Below are 16,760 nucleotides of genomic sequence, written 5' to 3' on the forward strand. Positions count from 1 at the left end.
TAGCAATATGCCGGATGAGCTCTGCCTGATTACATTCAGGGTAACAATAGGTAAATTATAAAGATAAGAGGTGTAACTGTTGAAATTTGGGACAGTGCATACCCTTGCTTTACAAATATTAAGGAGATTGCCTTGCTTTCTGAAAACCGTAGAAATTACGCATTAATTGGATGGCTTATTTGTGGTCTTGGAGCTTTGTTTTACAGTTACGAATATTTGCTTCGAATAGCACCTAGTGCGATGGAAACTGCTCTACGCGAGCATTTTAATTTATCAGCCACAGGATTTGGGCACGTTTCATCTATATATTATTATGCATATGTTCCTATGCAATTACCTGTAGGGATAATGATGGACCGATATGGTCCACGAAGATTGTTAACCTTTGCGTGTATGGTCTGTGTTATTGGAACTTTTTTATTCACAGGAACAACCTCTTTTTGGGTTGCCGCTTCAGGACGTTTTTTAGTTGGATTAGGTTCTGCATTTGCATTTGTGGGGGTATTAAAACTCGCTACCATTTGGCTACCTGAAAATAAGCTCGCTATGGTTTCTGGTATCACTTCGGCATTAGGAACTGTTGGCGCCATGCTCGGCGATAATTTTTTAGAAATATTTGTTGTTCGATTTGGATGGATTAAAACCTTAAACATCACAGCTTTTTTTGGAATTGTATTAACCTTTCTTTTATGGTTAGGAATTCACGATAAAAAAGGTCGACACAGACAAAGTGGTACCGTTTCTGACTTTAAAACAGGTTTAGTCGATTTAAGTATCATCATCAGTAATAGACAGATATGGATTAACGGATTGTATGGTTGCATGGTCTATCTACCGACAACTGTTTTTGCTGAATTATGGGGTATCCCATATCTAAGACATGCTCATGGGTTATCAGCGCATGATGCTGGTTTAGCGAACTCACTTCTTTTCTTAGGTTTTACTGTAGGTGCGCCACTGATGGGCTATTTTTCTGACCGAATAGCGCGCAGAAAGCTACCGATGTTTTTAGGTGCTAGCATTGCAACGGTTCTGATGCTGGTTATTCTCTATTTCCCTGGCCTGACGGAAACGAACGTGCAAATACTCATGTTTTTCTTAGGGTTATTCTATAGTGCCCAAGCAATCGTATTTGCAGTTGGAAGAGAGTTGAGTCCTGGAGAAGCAGCAGGTACCGCGATGGCGTTTACTAATATGATCGTCATGCTCGGTGGCATGTTATTGCAACCTTTAGTAGGACATTTATTAGATTTCAGTTATTCCTTACGAAGTGGTGCTTCAGTATCTTCAGCTTTGGTTGTGGATAATGTTAATAAGTTATACAACATGACGGACTACCGCATTGCACTTGCTTTTATACCGCTTAGCATGCTTATTGCGGCTTTATTAACATTCTTTTTAAGGGAAACTCACGCTCATGCACCTAAATGATATCGTTTCAAGGAAACAGTTGCTTTGTGGTATGTTTATCTGCTTTGTTGGGGCTATTTTTTATTGCTATGAGTTTATCTTACGCATTATCCCCGGTGTTTTGCAGACCGAGTTAAGCATTGCCTTGGGGCATATTTCTGCGACCACTTTTGGTCAGATATCTGCCTTATACTATTTTGCATACTCACCTATGCAAATGCCTGTTGGCATGCTGATGGATCGATTTGGCCCCAGAAGGCTTTTAACTTTTGCCTGTATCTGTTGTACGGTTGGTTCTTGGATGTTTACCCTGACCTCATCCATGTTTTTGGTTGGGGCAGGACGTTTTCTAGTGGGTTTTGGTTCTTCGTTTGCTTTTGTGGGGGTTTTGTCTCTTGCATTACATTGGTTACCCAGACGTTACTTTTCTTTAGTCGCAGGTCTGATGACAACCTTGGGAATGTTAGGCTTGGTCTATGGTGAAGTGAAGATTACTGAATGGTCTGAGAGCATGGGCTGGGAACAGGTATTATTTTCGATAGCAATTGTAGGCGCCGGTTTGAGTGTCTTGATGTTTATTGTGGTTCGTGATGGACCTGAAGGGCATCAGCCGAATAAACATCCTTTGCCAGAGTTCTTTCAAAATGTTCTTAAAGTATTAATGGCTCCAGAGGTTTGGGTTATCGGTTTTGTCGGTGCTTGTTTGTATACTTCTTTGTCCGTATTTGGTGAGTTGTGGGGAAAGACTTATTTAGAGCAAGCACATGGTTTGACTAAAGTTGAAGCAGCGAAAACAGTTTCCGCCGTTTTTTTAGGTTGGGCAGTTGGTGCTCCTATAGCAGGTTACTTATCGGATCGTACGGGAAGACGTTTGTTGCCTTTGGTTTTAGGGGCAATTTTTGCCTTGATTTGTATTAGCATTGTCTTGTACTGGCCTGGTTTATCTTATTTTAGTTTGAATGTTTTCTTGTTTTTGTATGGTGTATTCAGCGCCACGGAAATTATTGTATTTATCATGGCCAAAGAATGTACTGGTGCTCAATTATCAGGTACGGTATTTGCGGCAACCAATATGATAGTCACCCTTGGTGGGGTCGTTTTCCAACCACTAGTTGGTAAATTGCTGGATACTTTTGGTGATAGTGGTATTGTTGAAGGGGAGCATATCTATACTGTGGTAGATTATCAGGTTGCTTTATCTATATTGCCTCTTTCATTATTACTCGTCACGATTCTTGCGTTCTTTATCAAAGATCATAAAGACCATCCAACTAATTAAATTGTAGCCTGGTTGCTTGCAACCAGGTGTTGTCGATTATTAATCCTGGTTGCAAGCCACCAGGCTACAAAGCCGCCTAGCCTTCATGTAATTATTAGCTAAATATGGCGATTAACTCGATTACTGGCCGACGTAGTGAGCCTTGGCAATTAATAAAACGTGATACTGGGAAGCTCTTGATTTCTGCTTTTCTATAATGGTATCGAGTAAATTCCGTGTCGTGATTGGACAGAATGACAGGAATCCCTTTTGCTGCTGTTTCTTTAGCCAGCTCAGTGAGTTCTATTTGATCTTCTGTAGTAAACAGTTTTTTAGTGTAGGGCAAATGGTGTGATTTCTCTGAAAGAAGTACATAAGGTGGATCACAATAAATGACATCACCGCGTTCGGCGTTTTCAAATGTTTTTCTAAAGTCTTGATGGATGAACTCCGCATGTTGGCTCTTCTGATGAAAAAGCTGCATTTCCTTCTGGGGAAAATAGGGTTTGTTGTATAGGCCAAATGGAACATTATAAAACCCTTTAGAATTATATCGGCATAATCCATTGTAACCGTGCCGGTTTAGGTAAAGAAAAGAAGCTGATTTTTGTGGTGAATGAGCCGATTCATTAAAATCAGATCTTATTTGATAATATTTTTCTTTCTGATTGAATTCTGGACTGAAATAGGCTTCACAGAGCTTAATAAATGCACTTCCTTGCTGTTGCAATGTAGTGAAAAGATAAATTAAATCTTGATTGCTTTCTGCCAACAGGTGGGAGGAATAATGCGTATTCATAAACACAACGCCTGAACCAGCGAAGGGCTCAATTAAGCGTTTACCCGGAGGAAGAAAGGGAATAATCTTTTCTAGGCAGTTATATTTACTACCTGCCCATTTAAGGAAAGGCCTTATTTTAACCATAGGTTTTACCACGATTTATTCAGAAAGAAGTATTGCTTATTTTTAAGAAAAAAAACAGAATTTTTTGTTGTAAAATTTTATTTCATGATAATGTTTATAACCATATTTACAATGAATTAATATGTTCTTATCATTGATTTTTGTTGCAAAAATCAAATGTGAGGCATGATGAGTCAACGTGGAGGTAAACGAGAAGGAGCTGGGCGCCCTTTAGGTAGGGGGAAATATGGATTAGAGCCAACTAAAGCAATACGGATTCCCCTTTCTCGTCTTCCGGAAATTCACGACCTATTGGAAAAGGAACCTAAAACATATCAATTGCCTCTGTATTCCAGCAAAGTCCAAGCAGGGTTTCCTTCTCCAGGTGATGATTATATTGAACACTATTTGGATTTAAATCAACAATTAATAAAACATCCTGCCGCGACATTTATTCTTACTGCGACCGGAGATTCGATGATTGATGCAGGAATTCATTCGGGTGATCTTTTAATTGTGGACAAGAGTCTTGAAGCACAGCATGGAAAAATTGTGATTGCAGCGCTCAATGGTGAGTTAACTGTGAAGCGTTTATCTAAAGTTGGCGGACGCGTGCAGCTTCTTCCTGAAAACCCAAAGTACAAACCAATTGATATTACAGATGGACAAGATTTAGTGATTTGGGGCGTAGTGACTTATGTAATTCATATGCCGAATTAATAGTAAGTGTTCAACAATGGCGTCAGCTTTAGAATAGCCTGGATGAAGGTCTGAAGGACTGTAACCCGGGTTTCACTTTCGTTGAACCCAGACTAGATATAATCAGTTCAGCATTCCCAAATTACAGGAAATAGAGGATGTTCCATTGGCACACCTGCAGGAAGCTGTTCGAGTAGCCCTGGAAAATCAGGTGATGTGATCCATTGTCTTGGCGCATGTGTTATGTCATCGCCGAGGAATCGTAGAGAATATACTCTTCGTCTTTGGTGATAATGCACCCCGCTTGCAGAGTGCAGCGTGAGCATATGAAAGCAAACAACATCACCAGGATTTATTTCCCAACTTATGATGGGATAATATTCGCGTTGCGCATCAATATTGGGCAGTTCAGAAAGACTTCCCTCCGGAAACCATTTGGCTTGATTATCCATAAAAGAGCGGGGCATGAGCCATGGTCCTAAATGAGAACCCGCTACGAACTCTAAAGTGGACGCACGCGGTACTGGATCAACAGGTATCCATAAACTGCAATTTTGCCTCCCTGCCACATTGTAATAAGGTTGGTCTTGATGCCAGGGTGTCCTTTGTCGAGTACCTGGTTCTTTAACTAAAAGATGATCATGATACAGTCGAGTTTTTTTACTCTCCATGAGTTTGCCTGCAAGAAGACTGGCTGGTGATTCAAAAATAAATTGTTGGTAATGAGGGTTCGTTTGCCAGGTACAAAAGTCTTCAATAAATTGTCCTGGATCATCGCTTTTGCTGGCTATTTTGGCCCTATGGCTGAGCGATTTGAGGTTGAGCTCAATGCCTTCACGCAGTAACTCTATTTCTTCAGAACTTAGCATTTGACGAACACAAACGGCACCATCTTTTTTATAAGCATCAAGATGAGCTTGAGTAACTGTTGCTTCAACACGTTGAATAATTTGCTGAGAAATGGAATGGTTTTTCATTTGTTGGTGCAGAACAATATATTACTTCCATTGATAATACTCGAACTCAAGAAAAAGAACTATTTCTAGAAGAATTTATAAAAATGAGAATGATAACAAAAGCTTGTTTTAAAAAAACTCATGAGAGCAATGAAAAGTTATGATATTTTACTGCTTTGCTATAAAACAAGGATTTGTAAATGCAAGAGTTGAAATTAAGTTCGAGTGAACGAAAAATTATTTTTCTTGCCTCTTTAGGTGGTGCTTTGGAGTTTTATGATTTTGTCATTTACGTTATTTTTGCACCAATAATCAGCCAGATTTTTTTTCCGGAAACTGACAAATTGGCGTCACTGATGAGTGTGTATGCTGTTTTTGCGATTGGCTATTTAATTCGTCCTTTAGGTGGGGTTGCTTTTAGTCATTTTGGGGACAAATACGGTCGCAAGAAAACGTTTGTTTTTTCAGTTATCCTAATGGCTGTTCCAACGGTTCTTATTGGGTTTTTACCTACTTATCAACACATAGGCATCTTTTCGAGTATCCTTTTGATTTTTTTACGCTTATTACAAGGATTATCGATTGGTGGAGAAATTCCAGGTGCATTAACGTTTACTTGTGAGCATGTCAATCCTCGTTCCCGAGCGCTTGCTTGTGGTGTTATCTTTTCTTTTCTTAATTTAGGTATTTTTCTAGGGGCTCTGATAAGTTTAATCTTAACGAATCAACTTTCAAAAGCTCAATTATTAAGCTTTGGTTGGCGCATTCCGTTTATATTTGGCGGACTGCTGGGAATATTTAGTTTCTACATCCGTAAACGATTGGCTGAAAGCCCATTATTTCTTGCTTTTAAGAACTCATCCGAAAGTACGCGCGTGCCTTTTGTTGAAGCAATTACCTTGTATTGGCGAAAGATTTTGCAAGGCATTGGGGTAACGTGTTTGGGTTCGGTCATGATTAATTTGTTATTCTTATATATGCCTACGTACCTTTCAACAATCCTTGCTTATCCAAAACAGCAAGCGACCTTATTTAATACGATTAATTTGGGTTTTTATTCCTTGTTATTGATATTTTTTTGCTGGTTTGCTGATCGAGTGGGCCGTAAGCTAGTTCTTTTAATCGGCGCAGTTGGGTTTATTTTATTAAGCCATTTTTTATTTATTATGTTATCCCAGCAAACTACATGGTCATTGACTACCTCTTTAGCTATTTTTGCTATTTTGAGTAGTTCCATTATGGTTTATCCCAGCTTACTGGTTGAGCTATTCCCTGTGTCAATTCGTTATACTGGGATTGCTATTTCTTATAATCTTGCATTTGCCTTTTTCGGAGGTTTAACTCCATTCATTGTTACTTATTTAATTGAGAAACTAAACAACAATCTTGCGCCGAGTTTTTATCTCATGCTGAGTGCAATGCTGTGTTTTATCGCCGTATTAACTATTAAAAAACTCTATGCAGAAAAGGAGGTTTTATCGTGAATTGTGCAGTAAAAGCTTTTGTCTTATTCAGTTTGTTTTTGTGCTTGTCTCTGGCAAATGCGGTGAGGCCTTTTATTATTGATACGGATGTGGGGGTGGACGATGAATTGGCAATTCTTTATTTGTTAGCACAAAAAGATATTGATGTTAAAGCGATTGCTGTAGTGGGCACCGGGGAGGCTCATTGTTCCGCCGGATTAAGAAATGTTGCTGGATTGTTGTCCTTGATGCATCATGAACACATTCCACTGGCTTGTGGTCGTGAGACACCTATGGCTGGAACGCATCAATTTCCTGATTGGTTACGTAAACTCGCTGATAATTTAGTCGGGGCTGCTGATTTATTGCCACAAGTTCAAGTAACATCTTCGCAGACTGCAATTCAATTGTTGGAGTCCACCTTAAAAAGCGCAAAAGAGCCTGTTGAGATTTTAGCGATTGGCCCTTTAACCAATCTGGGTGAGCTTGTGACCCAAATGCCAGAACTAAAAAATAAAATTAAAATGATTTATATCATGGGTGGGGCAGTGGATAGCCCTGGGAACATAGTAGAGGTGGAGCCTTCAATTAAAAATAATACTGCAGAATGGAATATTTATGTTGATCCTTATGCTGCAGACAAAGTATTTCGTTCTGGAATCCCTATCACCATGGTTGGCCTGGATGTGACCAATCAGGTTCCCGTAACCAAAGCTTTTTATCAGAAACTGAAACAAAACCAATCGAATCTCGCCAATCATTTTTTCTATGAATTGTTTCATCACAATGAGGCCGAAATATTTGAACACAAGTGGTATTTTTGGGATGTACTCTCGGCGGTAATTGCCTATGATGATTCAATTGTTCAATCCAGCAATAAAAAATTACGTGTTGTATTGAGCCCAGAAGAGCGGGCAGGGACTACAGTAGTGGATAATGAGGGTAACACGGTACGAGTATGTACTTCCGTAAATCAAGAACAATTTGAACATGTTTTAATGGATACACTAAAAAAGAAAATGTCCTGATTGGTGATTGTAGCCTGGGTAAAACGTATCGAAACCCAGGCTACAAAACACTTTTTTAATTAGGGACAGAACGCTTTTCTTCAAAAAATTCTATCTTGCCTGTTTTGATGTCATGTAGTCCCGCCACAATTCCTATTTGTTTTTTACTAATTAACTCTTTGATTATTGGGCTTCTTTCTTGTATTTCTTTGACTACTCTCAAAGCATTCGCTTTAGCGATCGCATCAATTAATTTGGGTTCACTGCAATTCTTTGTTCCCTGTTCTTGCATACTCATTTGCACAACAGGCTTAATTTTGTCTAAAACATCGGTGAGATGTCCTAGCTGAACCCCATCACATGCACCAGCAACGGCACCACATGACGTATGTGCCAAGACAACAATAAGACGAGAGCCCGCTGCTTTAGTGGCAAACTCCATACTGCCTAGAATGTCATCATTGAGTACATTTCCGGCGACGCGTAAGGTAAATAAATCAGCTAAACCTTGATCAAAAAAGAATTCAGGAACACTACGTGAATCCATGCAATTAAGAATTACTGCAAATGGGTATTGTCCATAAGAGGATTGATGTGCTTGCTTTAAATAATCTCTTGATATTTGGGTGTTGGTTAAAAAACGTTGATTTCCATCTTTTAAGCGTTGCAGCGCTTGTTTCGGGGTCATCTGTTGTTGCTTTGCTTGTGTTATTGTTTTACCTAAAACAGGTGCTTCTGGGGTATTTGAGTTTGCAAAGCTCGTGGAAGCACAACTAAAACCAAATATTAATATCAAAATTTTTGTCAGATGCTGCATTGTAAATGCTCCATGTTAATTAGAAATTATCCCTTATTGAGAATAACTTAATTTTGCATAATGTACACGCTAAAAAGAGAAATAGCGGTTTTTGGGGAATCGTAGCCTGGGTTTTGCTTCGCTTCATCCAGGCTACACTTTTTAAAAACCAGCAGGTTTATTGGTCATTAGGTAAAAAACAATAATCAGACTAATAAATGCTGGCCAACCTAAGCAAAACCAATATTTAAAATAGCGGAAGTAAATAGGGGGCAAGGGGGTATTTTTTTGTTCTGCCTCCGTGGCAAAATCGCGCATTTTAATCTGGAGATACACCACAGGAAACCAGCAAAACGCTGCGATTAAATAGCCAATAATTGATCCCATCACCCATAAAGAAGTCCATGCATAGCCGGCTAAATAGACCATCCATAATCCCGTAACTGGTTGAATAAAACCAGAGGTTCCAGTAAAGATCCAATCGGCAAGCACAACATAGCGTGTTGTTGCTGCAATCACTTCAGTTTTACCAGTTCTATGTCCGTACAGCATGGTACAGGCAGTTCCTATACCCGTGCCAAAGAGAATAGTTGAACTGATAACATGAATAAATTTGAGCCAAAAATAGAGCATTATCGATCAGACTCCAGGGCTAAAGAAATGCATATTGCAACCAAAAGTGGAATATTTTTCGCTAAAGGCGCAAACGGTTCAAACCATAAATTAGGAAGTTTCCACGTTAATAGAGCACTATAACCTAAAATAATAAGGATTTGTAATAGGGTAATTTTTTTTAATTGATTGCTGAACAACACAGCCAAACCAATAACTGCATCAAGAATGCTCGCGCCATAAAATAAAATCGGTTGCCAGAATGCGTTCACCCCAATTTGCGCCAAAAGTCCATAAGAGGCTGCTTTAGGGTAGAAAAACAGGCAACTGATTGCCGTAAATAACCAGATAAATGCAATACTAAATTTTAAAATGGGTTTAAGAAAATAAAGTCGCGCATGCCAACGATCCTGAATGGAGCTGGGATGGCGATACATTCCCTCCGGAAATGCTTGTGGTGTAAAACCAATTTTGTTTTGAAACGTTTGTGTTTCTTCCGAGCTTGTAATGCTGTTTTGCACAAGTAACTTATAAGAGTTCGTATTCAAGACAGAGTATGGGATTAAATCGCCAATAAATGATGCAAGTCGGATAAGTGTTACAGGCACAAAACATAACCTTGATTTGGCAAAACCCAGCCAGGAGCGCATGTGGGTTAGGATATTATTTAAGTTAATCTGTTTGGCACTTACAGCATGTAACAGCAAATTCTGTTCTGAAGGAAGCTCCATGAGTTTGATGATGGCTTTAGATAAGTCTTCAACATGAATGGGTTGAAATTCCTGTGTCCCGTGCCCCGGTACAGGGGTAATCCAAGGTAATCCACAAAGACCACGAAATAAAGAAGAACCTCCATAAGAGCCGCGTCCATAAACCAATGAGGGGCGAAGAATAATTGATGGAATAGGGAGGGTTTGTAAATAGTCATCAGCCGCTTTTTTACTTTGAGCATAAACTACATCGGATGTCTCAACACCAAGAGCAGAGATTTGTATAATCTTTTTTACTCCGACCTGGACGCATGCATCAAATAATGCTTTCGGCGTCTTATAATGAATCGACCATATTATTTTATTATTTGGATGGTAGAGAATTCCTACACAATTGATTACCAGGTCAATCTGTTGTAAACGTTCTTTCCAGTGATTGATGGATTGATCATGGATAAAATCACAGCGAATGACACGTGTTGTGGAGAATAGTTTTTGCGTAAACGCAACATCACGGACACAGCATGTAACGGCATGTCCGGCGGCAATGAGATCAGTTACAATGTGAGAGGCAATAAAACCTGATGCACCAGTGACCAATATATTCATTGCAGACCCTTAATCGTTTTTCTCTTGGCGTAATAATAAATTATCTGAGACTTTTTTTCAGCTGACATGCGTTTGAAAAATTAAGTCAAGAAATCCCTTCTCCCTAAAAGGGAGAAGGTGACTGCAGGGGCGAATGAGGGATGCCCTCGTTCCGACCCTCTCTCACGTGGGAGGGGGAGCTTCTGGGAATTTGTAGAAGATTAGTGATTAAGCCTCTTTTAATTGCGGATTCAAAGAGAAAATACGAATCCTATGCTGATCTGGATCAAGTGCTACAAAAGTATAACCAAAATCCATCATTGTTGGTTTTTGGGCAATTTGTATTCCTTGTTGTTGCCAAAGTGCATAAAGCTCATCAATTGCGCGATCATCTTGTACTTGCAGTGACAGCTCATTTCCCCCGCCAAGCAGGGTAGCATGGGGTTCAACAGAGTGTTTCGACCATAAACCAAGACGCATCCCTGATTTCAATACAAACATGACAAAAGTAGGTGATGAACCTATGGGTTGGCTCTTAAGTATTCCTTCGTAAAAAGGTGTACTTATTAGAGGATTATCGACGTAAAAAATTATTAAATTTGGATCAAGATGCATAATAAACTCCTTTTGATTTAACGGAGATAAGAGTTTAAAGGATCGTACTGACAGTTTTTGTCAGCAGTGATTGACTCCGATAATACAAGATATGGATAAGCAAAGTGATTGGTGTTTTAATATCGCCAAAGTGGCTCTGGCCAATAAGTAAAGACAGGAATATTTATAAGGAAGTTGATCATGAATAAGTTTTACGTCGATCCTGATATCGCACAAGCCGCTACTTTACCTGCACATTTTTATACGTCTTTGGAATGTTTCGAACAAGCAAAAGAAAAGATATTTGCCAGGACTTGGCAATTTTGCTGCAGTACAGAAAGCTTGCGGTTAGAGGGGCAACTGGTGCCTTTTACCTTATTGCCAGGATTGTTGGATGAACCTTTATTATTTGTGCGAGATGAACAAGACCGTTTTCGTTGTCTCAGTAATGTATGTACTCATAGAGGGAATATCTTAATTGATGCACCATGTTCTGCCGAGAAAATTAAATGTTCCTACCATGGACGTAGATTTAATCTATGTGGTGAACTTCTGCATATGCCTGAATTTGAGAAGACCTGCAATTTTCCAACGGCGCAGGACAATTTGTCGCAGATCCCATTTGATTGTCTTGATCCCTTTCTTTTTGCTTCATTAGCGCCGCAAATATCTTTTAAGGATGTGTTTGTCGATATTAAGGAACGCCTTTTTTGGTTACCCATGGAAAAAATGCGTCTCGACAGCAATCGTTCACGTGATTACTTAGTTAAAGCGCATTGGGCATTGTATTGTGAAAACTATCTCGAAGCATTACACATTCCCTTTGTCCATCATTCGTTAAGAAAAGTGATTGATTGTACCACTTATACCACAGAACTTTATCGCTATTGTAATTTGCAATTGGCGCTAGCCAGTCCTGGTGAGGAAAGTTTTGATTTGCCTAAGGATTCCCCTGATTATGGCAAACAAGTTGCTGCTTATTATTATTGGATTTTTCCAAATACCATGCTTAACTTTTATCCGTGGGGATGTTCTGTCAATGTAGTAAAGCCAATGGGACCTGAATTAACTAAAGTTTCCTTCTTAACGTACGTTCTTGATGAATCTAAGCTAGGTAAAGGTGCTGGCGGTGATTTGGATAAAGTGGAACGTGAAGACGAGGCAGTTGTCGAGTCAGTTCAACGAGGGATTCGTTCGCGTTTTTATGAGACGGGTCGCTTCTCTCCGACAAAAGAACAAGGAACTCATCATTTTCAGCGTCTACTTTGTGAATTCCTTAATGATTAATGGATTTTTAATGATTAATAGATAAACAATAGTGACTATTAACACCGGATGATTTTTCTCTGGAATCAAGGATTGAATGATGCACGAATTAGCTCAAGAGCCTGTGCTGAAACGAAAGCTCAATGCACGTATATTGGGAATGATCACCTTGGGTGGCTCTATTGGAACGGGTATTTTCTTAGCGAGTGGTAATGCTTTATCCGTGGCGGGGCCTGGTGGTACTTTGTTTGCCTATTTGATCATGGGAATCATGGTCTATTTCTTGATGGCTAGCCTTGGTGAAATGGCGGCATTCATGCCGACTAGTGGATCATTTTATGTTTATGCCGCGCGCTTTTTCGACCCATCTTTAGGGTATGCGCTGGGATGGAATTATTGGTATAGCTGTGCCATTTATATCGCGTCAGAAATTTCTGCTTCTGCATTAATCATGCATTTTTGGTTTCCTGAGAGTTCATCATTACTTTGGTGTTCTGTTTTTCTCTTTTTGATTATTGGTTTTAATGCAATATCCACTAAAGCATTTGGTGAGATGGAGTATTGGCTTTCATTTATCAAAATTTTTGTCATTATTTTATTTATTGTCACCGGTGTTTTCTTGGTTTTTGGTTTCACAGAGTACAAAGCAGGTGGTTTTCAAAATTGGCGCATTGGTGATGCTCCGTTTCATAGTGGATGGATTGGTATTCTTGGTGCTTTTGTCGCAGCAGGTTTTTCTTTTCAAGGTACTGAGTTAATTGGAGTTGCTGCAGGAGAGAGTGAACAGCCTGAGAAGACGGTTCCCAAGGCGATAAAAATGGTCTTTTGGCGTATTCTCATATTTTTCATTTTATCACTTTTTATTATCAGCCTGTTAATTCCCTATACTGCATCACAATTGGTTAGCTCTGATGTGGTAACGAGTCCTTTTACCTTAGTGTTTCAACAATACAATAAAGCGTTTGCAGCAATGATTATGAACGTGGTCATTCTTATTGCGGTCATATCAACAGCAAATTCAAGTATGTATGTTGGTAGCAGAATGCTTTGGTATCTAGCTAAGGAAGGGCATGTTCCTCGAGTTTTTTCTGTTGTTAACCGAAGAGGAGTACCCATCTATGCTTTAGCTTTAACGAGTGCTATTGCTATGTTGGCTTTTTTATCTTCCATTTTTGGTAACGGTACGGTTTATTTTTGGTTGCTCAATGCAACAAGTCTTTCCGGTTTTATTGCCTGGATGGGAATAGCAATAAGTCATTACCGCTTCCGCAAGGCTTATTTGCATCAAGGAAAAGATCCAGCCAAGCTTCCTTATTTAGCTAAGGGATATCCTTTTGGACCCTTGTTTGCTTTTGGTGTATGCATTATCGTGATTGGCGGACAAAATTATACGGCCTTAATGGCAACTCCTATTGATTGGTATGGCTTGCTTATTTCTTATATTGGTGTGCCATTGTTTCTCATGCTCTGGATTGGAAATAAATGGATTAAAAAGACCAAAATGATTCCTTTGAGTGAGTGCCAGTTTCACTGCGAATAAGCGGTAATTGCTCAAGATAATGATTTACAAATTGCTTTGTGCAGCTTATATTTGATTGATGTACATTAATCAAAAAGTGACCTAAATCATGTATGCATTAATAGACTGTAATAATTTTTATGCATCGTGTGAGCGTCTTTTTCGCCCTGATTTACAAGGGAAGCCTATCATTGTGCTGTCCAGTAATGATGGCTGTGTTATTGCTCGCTCCAATGAAGCCAAAGCTTTAGGCGTTGGCATGGGAGAGCCTTATTTTAAAGTTAAAGGGTTATGTACACGTCATCAAATTCAGGTATTTTCCTCTAATTTTACTTTATACGGTGATGTATCTCAGCGTGTGATGGCAACTATAGAGCAAGATTGGCCACAGATGGAAATTTATTCTATTGATGAGGCTTTTCTTGATTTAAGTAGTATGCCTGCACATCTGCATGATGCATTTTGTCTTGCATTGCAAAAAAAGATTCTAAAGCATACGGGGATTCCCACCTCTATAGGTATTGGGCAAACGAAAACACTGGCAAAGCTTGCAAATTATCTGTGTAAAAAAGTCTTAAAAACGCCTACTTTTAATATGAACAATCAAGAGGGGTGGCTGAAAAAAATTGCCATCAATGAAGTATGGGGTATTGGTAGAAAGTGGAGTAAAAAGCTTATTGATTATGGTATTTATACGGCTTTTGATTTGGTATCGACTAATATTCATATGCTGAAAAAACAGTTTAATGTTGTGATGATGCGTACGGCTTTAGAGTTGCAAGGTATTCCTTGTCATGATTTGGAAATACAAGAAGCCAAGCAAAGCATTCTATCCTCCAAAAGCTTTGGCTCCATGCAAACGGAGTATACAGCCGTAGCTGAAGCTTTGAGTAGTCATTGCGCACGTGCCGTTGAAAAATTGCGTGGACAACACTCATTAACACATGGCATGCATCTTTTTATCTACACCAATCGCTTTCGAGACGATTTGGCGCAACATGTGCAATCTATTGCAATCCGTTTTGCTTATCCAACAGATGACTTGCGAATCATTACTCACTTGGCAAAGAACGGTTTATCGCAAATTTTTAAGCAAGGGTATCATTATAAAAAGACGGGGGTATGCCTTGTCGATCTTATTCCTAAAGAGTTACGCCAGCTGGATTTACTTCATCAAGTCAGTCAAAAGGAGTTACAAAAGACAGAGGACTTTATGTTAATTTTCGATAAAATTAATCAAAAGTTCGGCCGCAACACTTTATATCTTGCTGCAGAAGGCTGCAATAGTAAACCTTGGGGTGCGCGCTTACAAATGCGCTCACCACGTTACACTACGTGTTGGTCAGAATTACCTGTAGTGCGAATTGGCAAATGAGCTGTTATACCCGTAAATGTATGCTTACGGTATAACAGACGTAGATCGGGCATTGGTCCGGCAATATAACTGCTCTGATGTTACTTTGAGTTAACAAAGTTGTTGAGCCAAGACCCAACTTACACCAGTGAAGCAAACCATATTGGACACGCATATGTTTACAGAAATAGCGCGTTGCAAAGGTTCAATTGAAAGATGTATTGTTAAGCCCTACTATAATAATAATTTATTCTATGGAAGTGTTTTTATGGCAAATAAAGTACCAAACATTGTGATTGTAGGTGGTGGTGCCGGAGGAATGGAGTTGGCCGCATTGCTTGGGAAGAAATTTGGAAAAGCAGGTACTGCATCCATTACTTTAGTTGATTGCTCACCAACCCATATTTGGAAACCACTATTGCATGAGGTTGCAGCAGGTAGCTTGTTTACCAATGAAAATGAAATTGACTATCTTGCATATGCTGCGACACACCACGTTCATTTTGTTTTAGGGGCGCTTGAAGGTTTAAATCGAAGCAAAAAAGAAATTTATTTGTCCCCTTTTTACAGCCACGAACAAGAGATTTTGCCCAAACGTGCAGTTGCATACGATATTTTAATTATTGCGGTGGGAAGTGTTGCTAATGACTTCGGTATTCCTGGGGTGCGTGAACATTGTTTGTTTTTGGATAATATAGAGCAAGCCGCTTATTTTCATCGTGAGCTATTAAACCGTTGTATGCGTCTTTCACAACAACCACAGCAGGGCCAATTTAATCTTGTAGTGGTAGGAGGTGGAGCTACTGGGATCGAATTAATCGCCGAATTAAATAGCACAATCCATGAAATTATCGATTATGGTATTGGCATTCAACCCGAACTTATTTCGTTTACTTTAATCGAGGCGGCAAATCGATTATTGACCGCACTTCCAGAAGATCTCTCAGAAAAAGTAGCTACTGGATTAACACGCATGGGAGTAAAAGTTTGTGTCAATCAACAAGTTGATACAGTGACAAAAGAGGGTTTGCATACTAAATCGTCACAATTTATTCCTGCCGATCTTGTTGTATGGACTGCTGGCATTAAAGCCCCAGATTTTCTGCATCATTTAGATGGTTTGGAGGTGAATCACATCAATCAGTTATTAGTGAAGCAAACTTTACAAACAACCTTGGATGATTCTATTTTTGTGTTAGGGGATTGTGCGAGTTGTCCGCAAACCAATTCAGATAAAATGGTGCCGCCACGTGCGCAGGCAGCACACCAACAAGCACGTTTTTTGTATAAAAATTTACATAAATATTTAGAAGGTAAACCTTTGCCAGTTTATCATTATCATGATCATGGTTCTTTAGTGACTTTAAGTCATCAAGTGGTTGGTAATTTAATGGGCAAAATGACTCAGCGATTCATGATAGAGGGTAAATTGGCGCGTTTATTCTATTTATCTTTATATAAACAACATCAAATGTCATTATATGGTGGGTGGCGAGTTTTCTTGCTGACCTTGTCGAATGTGTTAAGTCGTAGGGTAAAGCCTCGACTCAAACTGCACTAGCATTATTCAAAGTTGTACCTCAATGATGCAGTGCATTTTGGGTATAAAGTAAGAATTGCAACA

General features: G+C 39.3%; 15 protein-coding genes. 9 read left to right on the forward strand and 6 right to left on the reverse strand.

Annotated features, from left to right (window positions below):
* Window positions 1-132 precede the first annotated feature (132 nt).
* Both Lste_RS01710 and Lste_RS01715 read left to right on the forward strand, forming a co-directional pair.
* The gene (locus Lste_RS01710) at window positions 133-1,431 is read left to right on the forward strand and encodes an MFS transporter (protein ID WP_058509360.1); all 1,299 of its coding nucleotides are present in this window, start codon (window positions 133-135) and stop codon (window positions 1,429-1,431) included.
* Window positions 1,418-2,689: an MFS transporter gene (locus Lste_RS01715; RefSeq protein ID WP_058509361.1), complete on the forward strand. Its 1,272-nt coding sequence runs from the start codon at window positions 1,418-1,420 to the stop codon at window positions 2,687-2,689. Before Lste_RS01710 ends, Lste_RS01715 begins: the two co-directional genes overlap by 14 nt.
* Window positions 2,690-2,783: 94 nt before the next feature.
* Here Lste_RS01715 and Lste_RS01720 read toward each other — a convergent pair whose 3' ends face one another.
* The gene (locus tag Lste_RS01720; protein ID WP_058509362.1) at window positions 2,784-3,593 is read right to left on the reverse strand and encodes a DNA adenine methylase; all 810 of its coding nucleotides are present in this window, start codon (window positions 3,591-3,593) and stop codon (window positions 2,784-2,786) included.
* Between the two features lie 168 nt (window positions 3,594-3,761).
* Between Lste_RS01720 and Lste_RS01725 the strand changes: the two genes are divergently transcribed.
* Window positions 3,762-4,292 carry a LexA family protein gene (locus Lste_RS01725; protein WP_058509363.1) on the forward strand — a complete coding sequence of 177 codons (531 nt, stop codon included), beginning with the start codon at window positions 3,762-3,764 and terminating at the stop codon, window positions 4,290-4,292.
* Window positions 4,293-4,399: 107 nt separating this feature from the next.
* On the opposite strand, the gene Lste_RS01730 is transcribed toward Lste_RS01725, so the two are convergent.
* Window positions 4,400-5,248 (reverse strand): phytanoyl-CoA dioxygenase family protein, encoded by an 849-nt coding sequence (locus Lste_RS01730; RefSeq protein ID WP_058509364.1) that lies wholly within the window; start codon window positions 5,246-5,248, stop codon window positions 4,400-4,402.
* A 179-nt stretch (window positions 5,249-5,427) separates the two neighbouring features.
* Here Lste_RS01730 and Lste_RS01735 point away from each other — a divergent pair, with 179 nt between their 5' ends.
* Both Lste_RS01735 and Lste_RS01740 read left to right on the forward strand, forming a co-directional pair.
* The gene (locus Lste_RS01735) at window positions 5,428-6,711 is read left to right on the forward strand and encodes an MFS transporter (RefSeq protein WP_058509365.1); all 1,284 of its coding nucleotides are present in this window, start codon (window positions 5,428-5,430) and stop codon (window positions 6,709-6,711) included.
* Entirely contained in the window at window positions 6,708-7,718 is a 1,011-nt protein-coding gene (locus Lste_RS01740) for a nucleoside hydrolase (protein ID WP_058509366.1), read from the forward strand. Before Lste_RS01735 ends, Lste_RS01740 begins: the two co-directional genes overlap by 4 nt.
* Window positions 7,719-7,773: 55 nt before the next feature.
* Here Lste_RS01740 and Lste_RS01745 read toward each other — a convergent pair whose 3' ends face one another.
* From Lste_RS01745 to Lste_RS01760, 4 genes are all read right to left on the reverse strand, one after another.
* The gene (locus tag Lste_RS01745) at window positions 7,774-8,514 is read right to left on the reverse strand and encodes a carbonic anhydrase family protein (protein WP_058509367.1); all 741 of its coding nucleotides are present in this window, start codon (window positions 8,512-8,514) and stop codon (window positions 7,774-7,776) included.
* A gap of 141 nt (window positions 8,515-8,655) precedes the next feature.
* Window positions 8,656-9,126, reverse strand: coding sequence for a DUF2269 family protein (locus Lste_RS01750; protein ID WP_058509368.1), 471 nt, complete (start codon window positions 9,124-9,126; stop codon window positions 8,656-8,658).
* The gene (locus tag Lste_RS01755; RefSeq protein ID WP_058509369.1) at window positions 9,126-10,424 is read right to left on the reverse strand and encodes an NAD(P)H-binding protein; all 1,299 of its coding nucleotides are present in this window, start codon (window positions 10,422-10,424) and stop codon (window positions 9,126-9,128) included. Before Lste_RS01755 ends, Lste_RS01750 begins: the two co-directional genes overlap by 1 nt.
* Before the next feature lie 207 nt (window positions 10,425-10,631).
* Window positions 10,632-11,018: a VOC family protein gene (locus tag Lste_RS01760; RefSeq protein ID WP_058509370.1), complete on the reverse strand. Its 387-nt coding sequence runs from the start codon at window positions 11,016-11,018 to the stop codon at window positions 10,632-10,634.
* A gap of 180 nt (window positions 11,019-11,198) precedes the next feature.
* Here Lste_RS01760 and Lste_RS01765 point away from each other — a divergent pair, with 180 nt between their 5' ends.
* The 4 genes from Lste_RS01765 to Lste_RS01780 all read left to right on the forward strand — a co-directional run bounded on the left by Lste_RS01765 (window position 11,199) and on the right by Lste_RS01780 (window position 16,697).
* Complete coding sequence (locus Lste_RS01765; RefSeq protein ID WP_058509371.1) at window positions 11,199-12,284, forward strand: SRPBCC family protein; 1,086 nt, start codon at window positions 11,199-11,201, stop codon at window positions 12,282-12,284.
* Between the two features lie 76 nt (window positions 12,285-12,360).
* Entirely contained in the window at window positions 12,361-13,803 is a 1,443-nt protein-coding gene (locus Lste_RS01770) for an amino acid permease (RefSeq protein ID WP_193393376.1), read from the forward strand.
* An 88-nt stretch (window positions 13,804-13,891) separates the two neighbouring features.
* Window positions 13,892-15,157 carry a Y-family DNA polymerase gene (locus tag Lste_RS01775; RefSeq protein WP_058509373.1) on the forward strand — a complete coding sequence of 422 codons (1,266 nt, stop codon included), beginning with the start codon at window positions 13,892-13,894 and terminating at the stop codon, window positions 15,155-15,157.
* A 247-nt stretch (window positions 15,158-15,404) separates the two neighbouring features.
* Window positions 15,405-16,697 (forward strand): NAD(P)/FAD-dependent oxidoreductase, encoded by a 1,293-nt coding sequence (locus Lste_RS01780; RefSeq protein ID WP_058509511.1) that lies wholly within the window; start codon window positions 15,405-15,407, stop codon window positions 16,695-16,697.
* Window positions 16,698-16,760: the final 63 nt, after the last annotated feature.

The sequence above is a fragment of the Legionella steelei genome (assembly GCF_001468005.1).
Taxonomy (GTDB): domain Bacteria; phylum Pseudomonadota; class Gammaproteobacteria; order Legionellales; family Legionellaceae; genus Legionella; species Legionella steelei.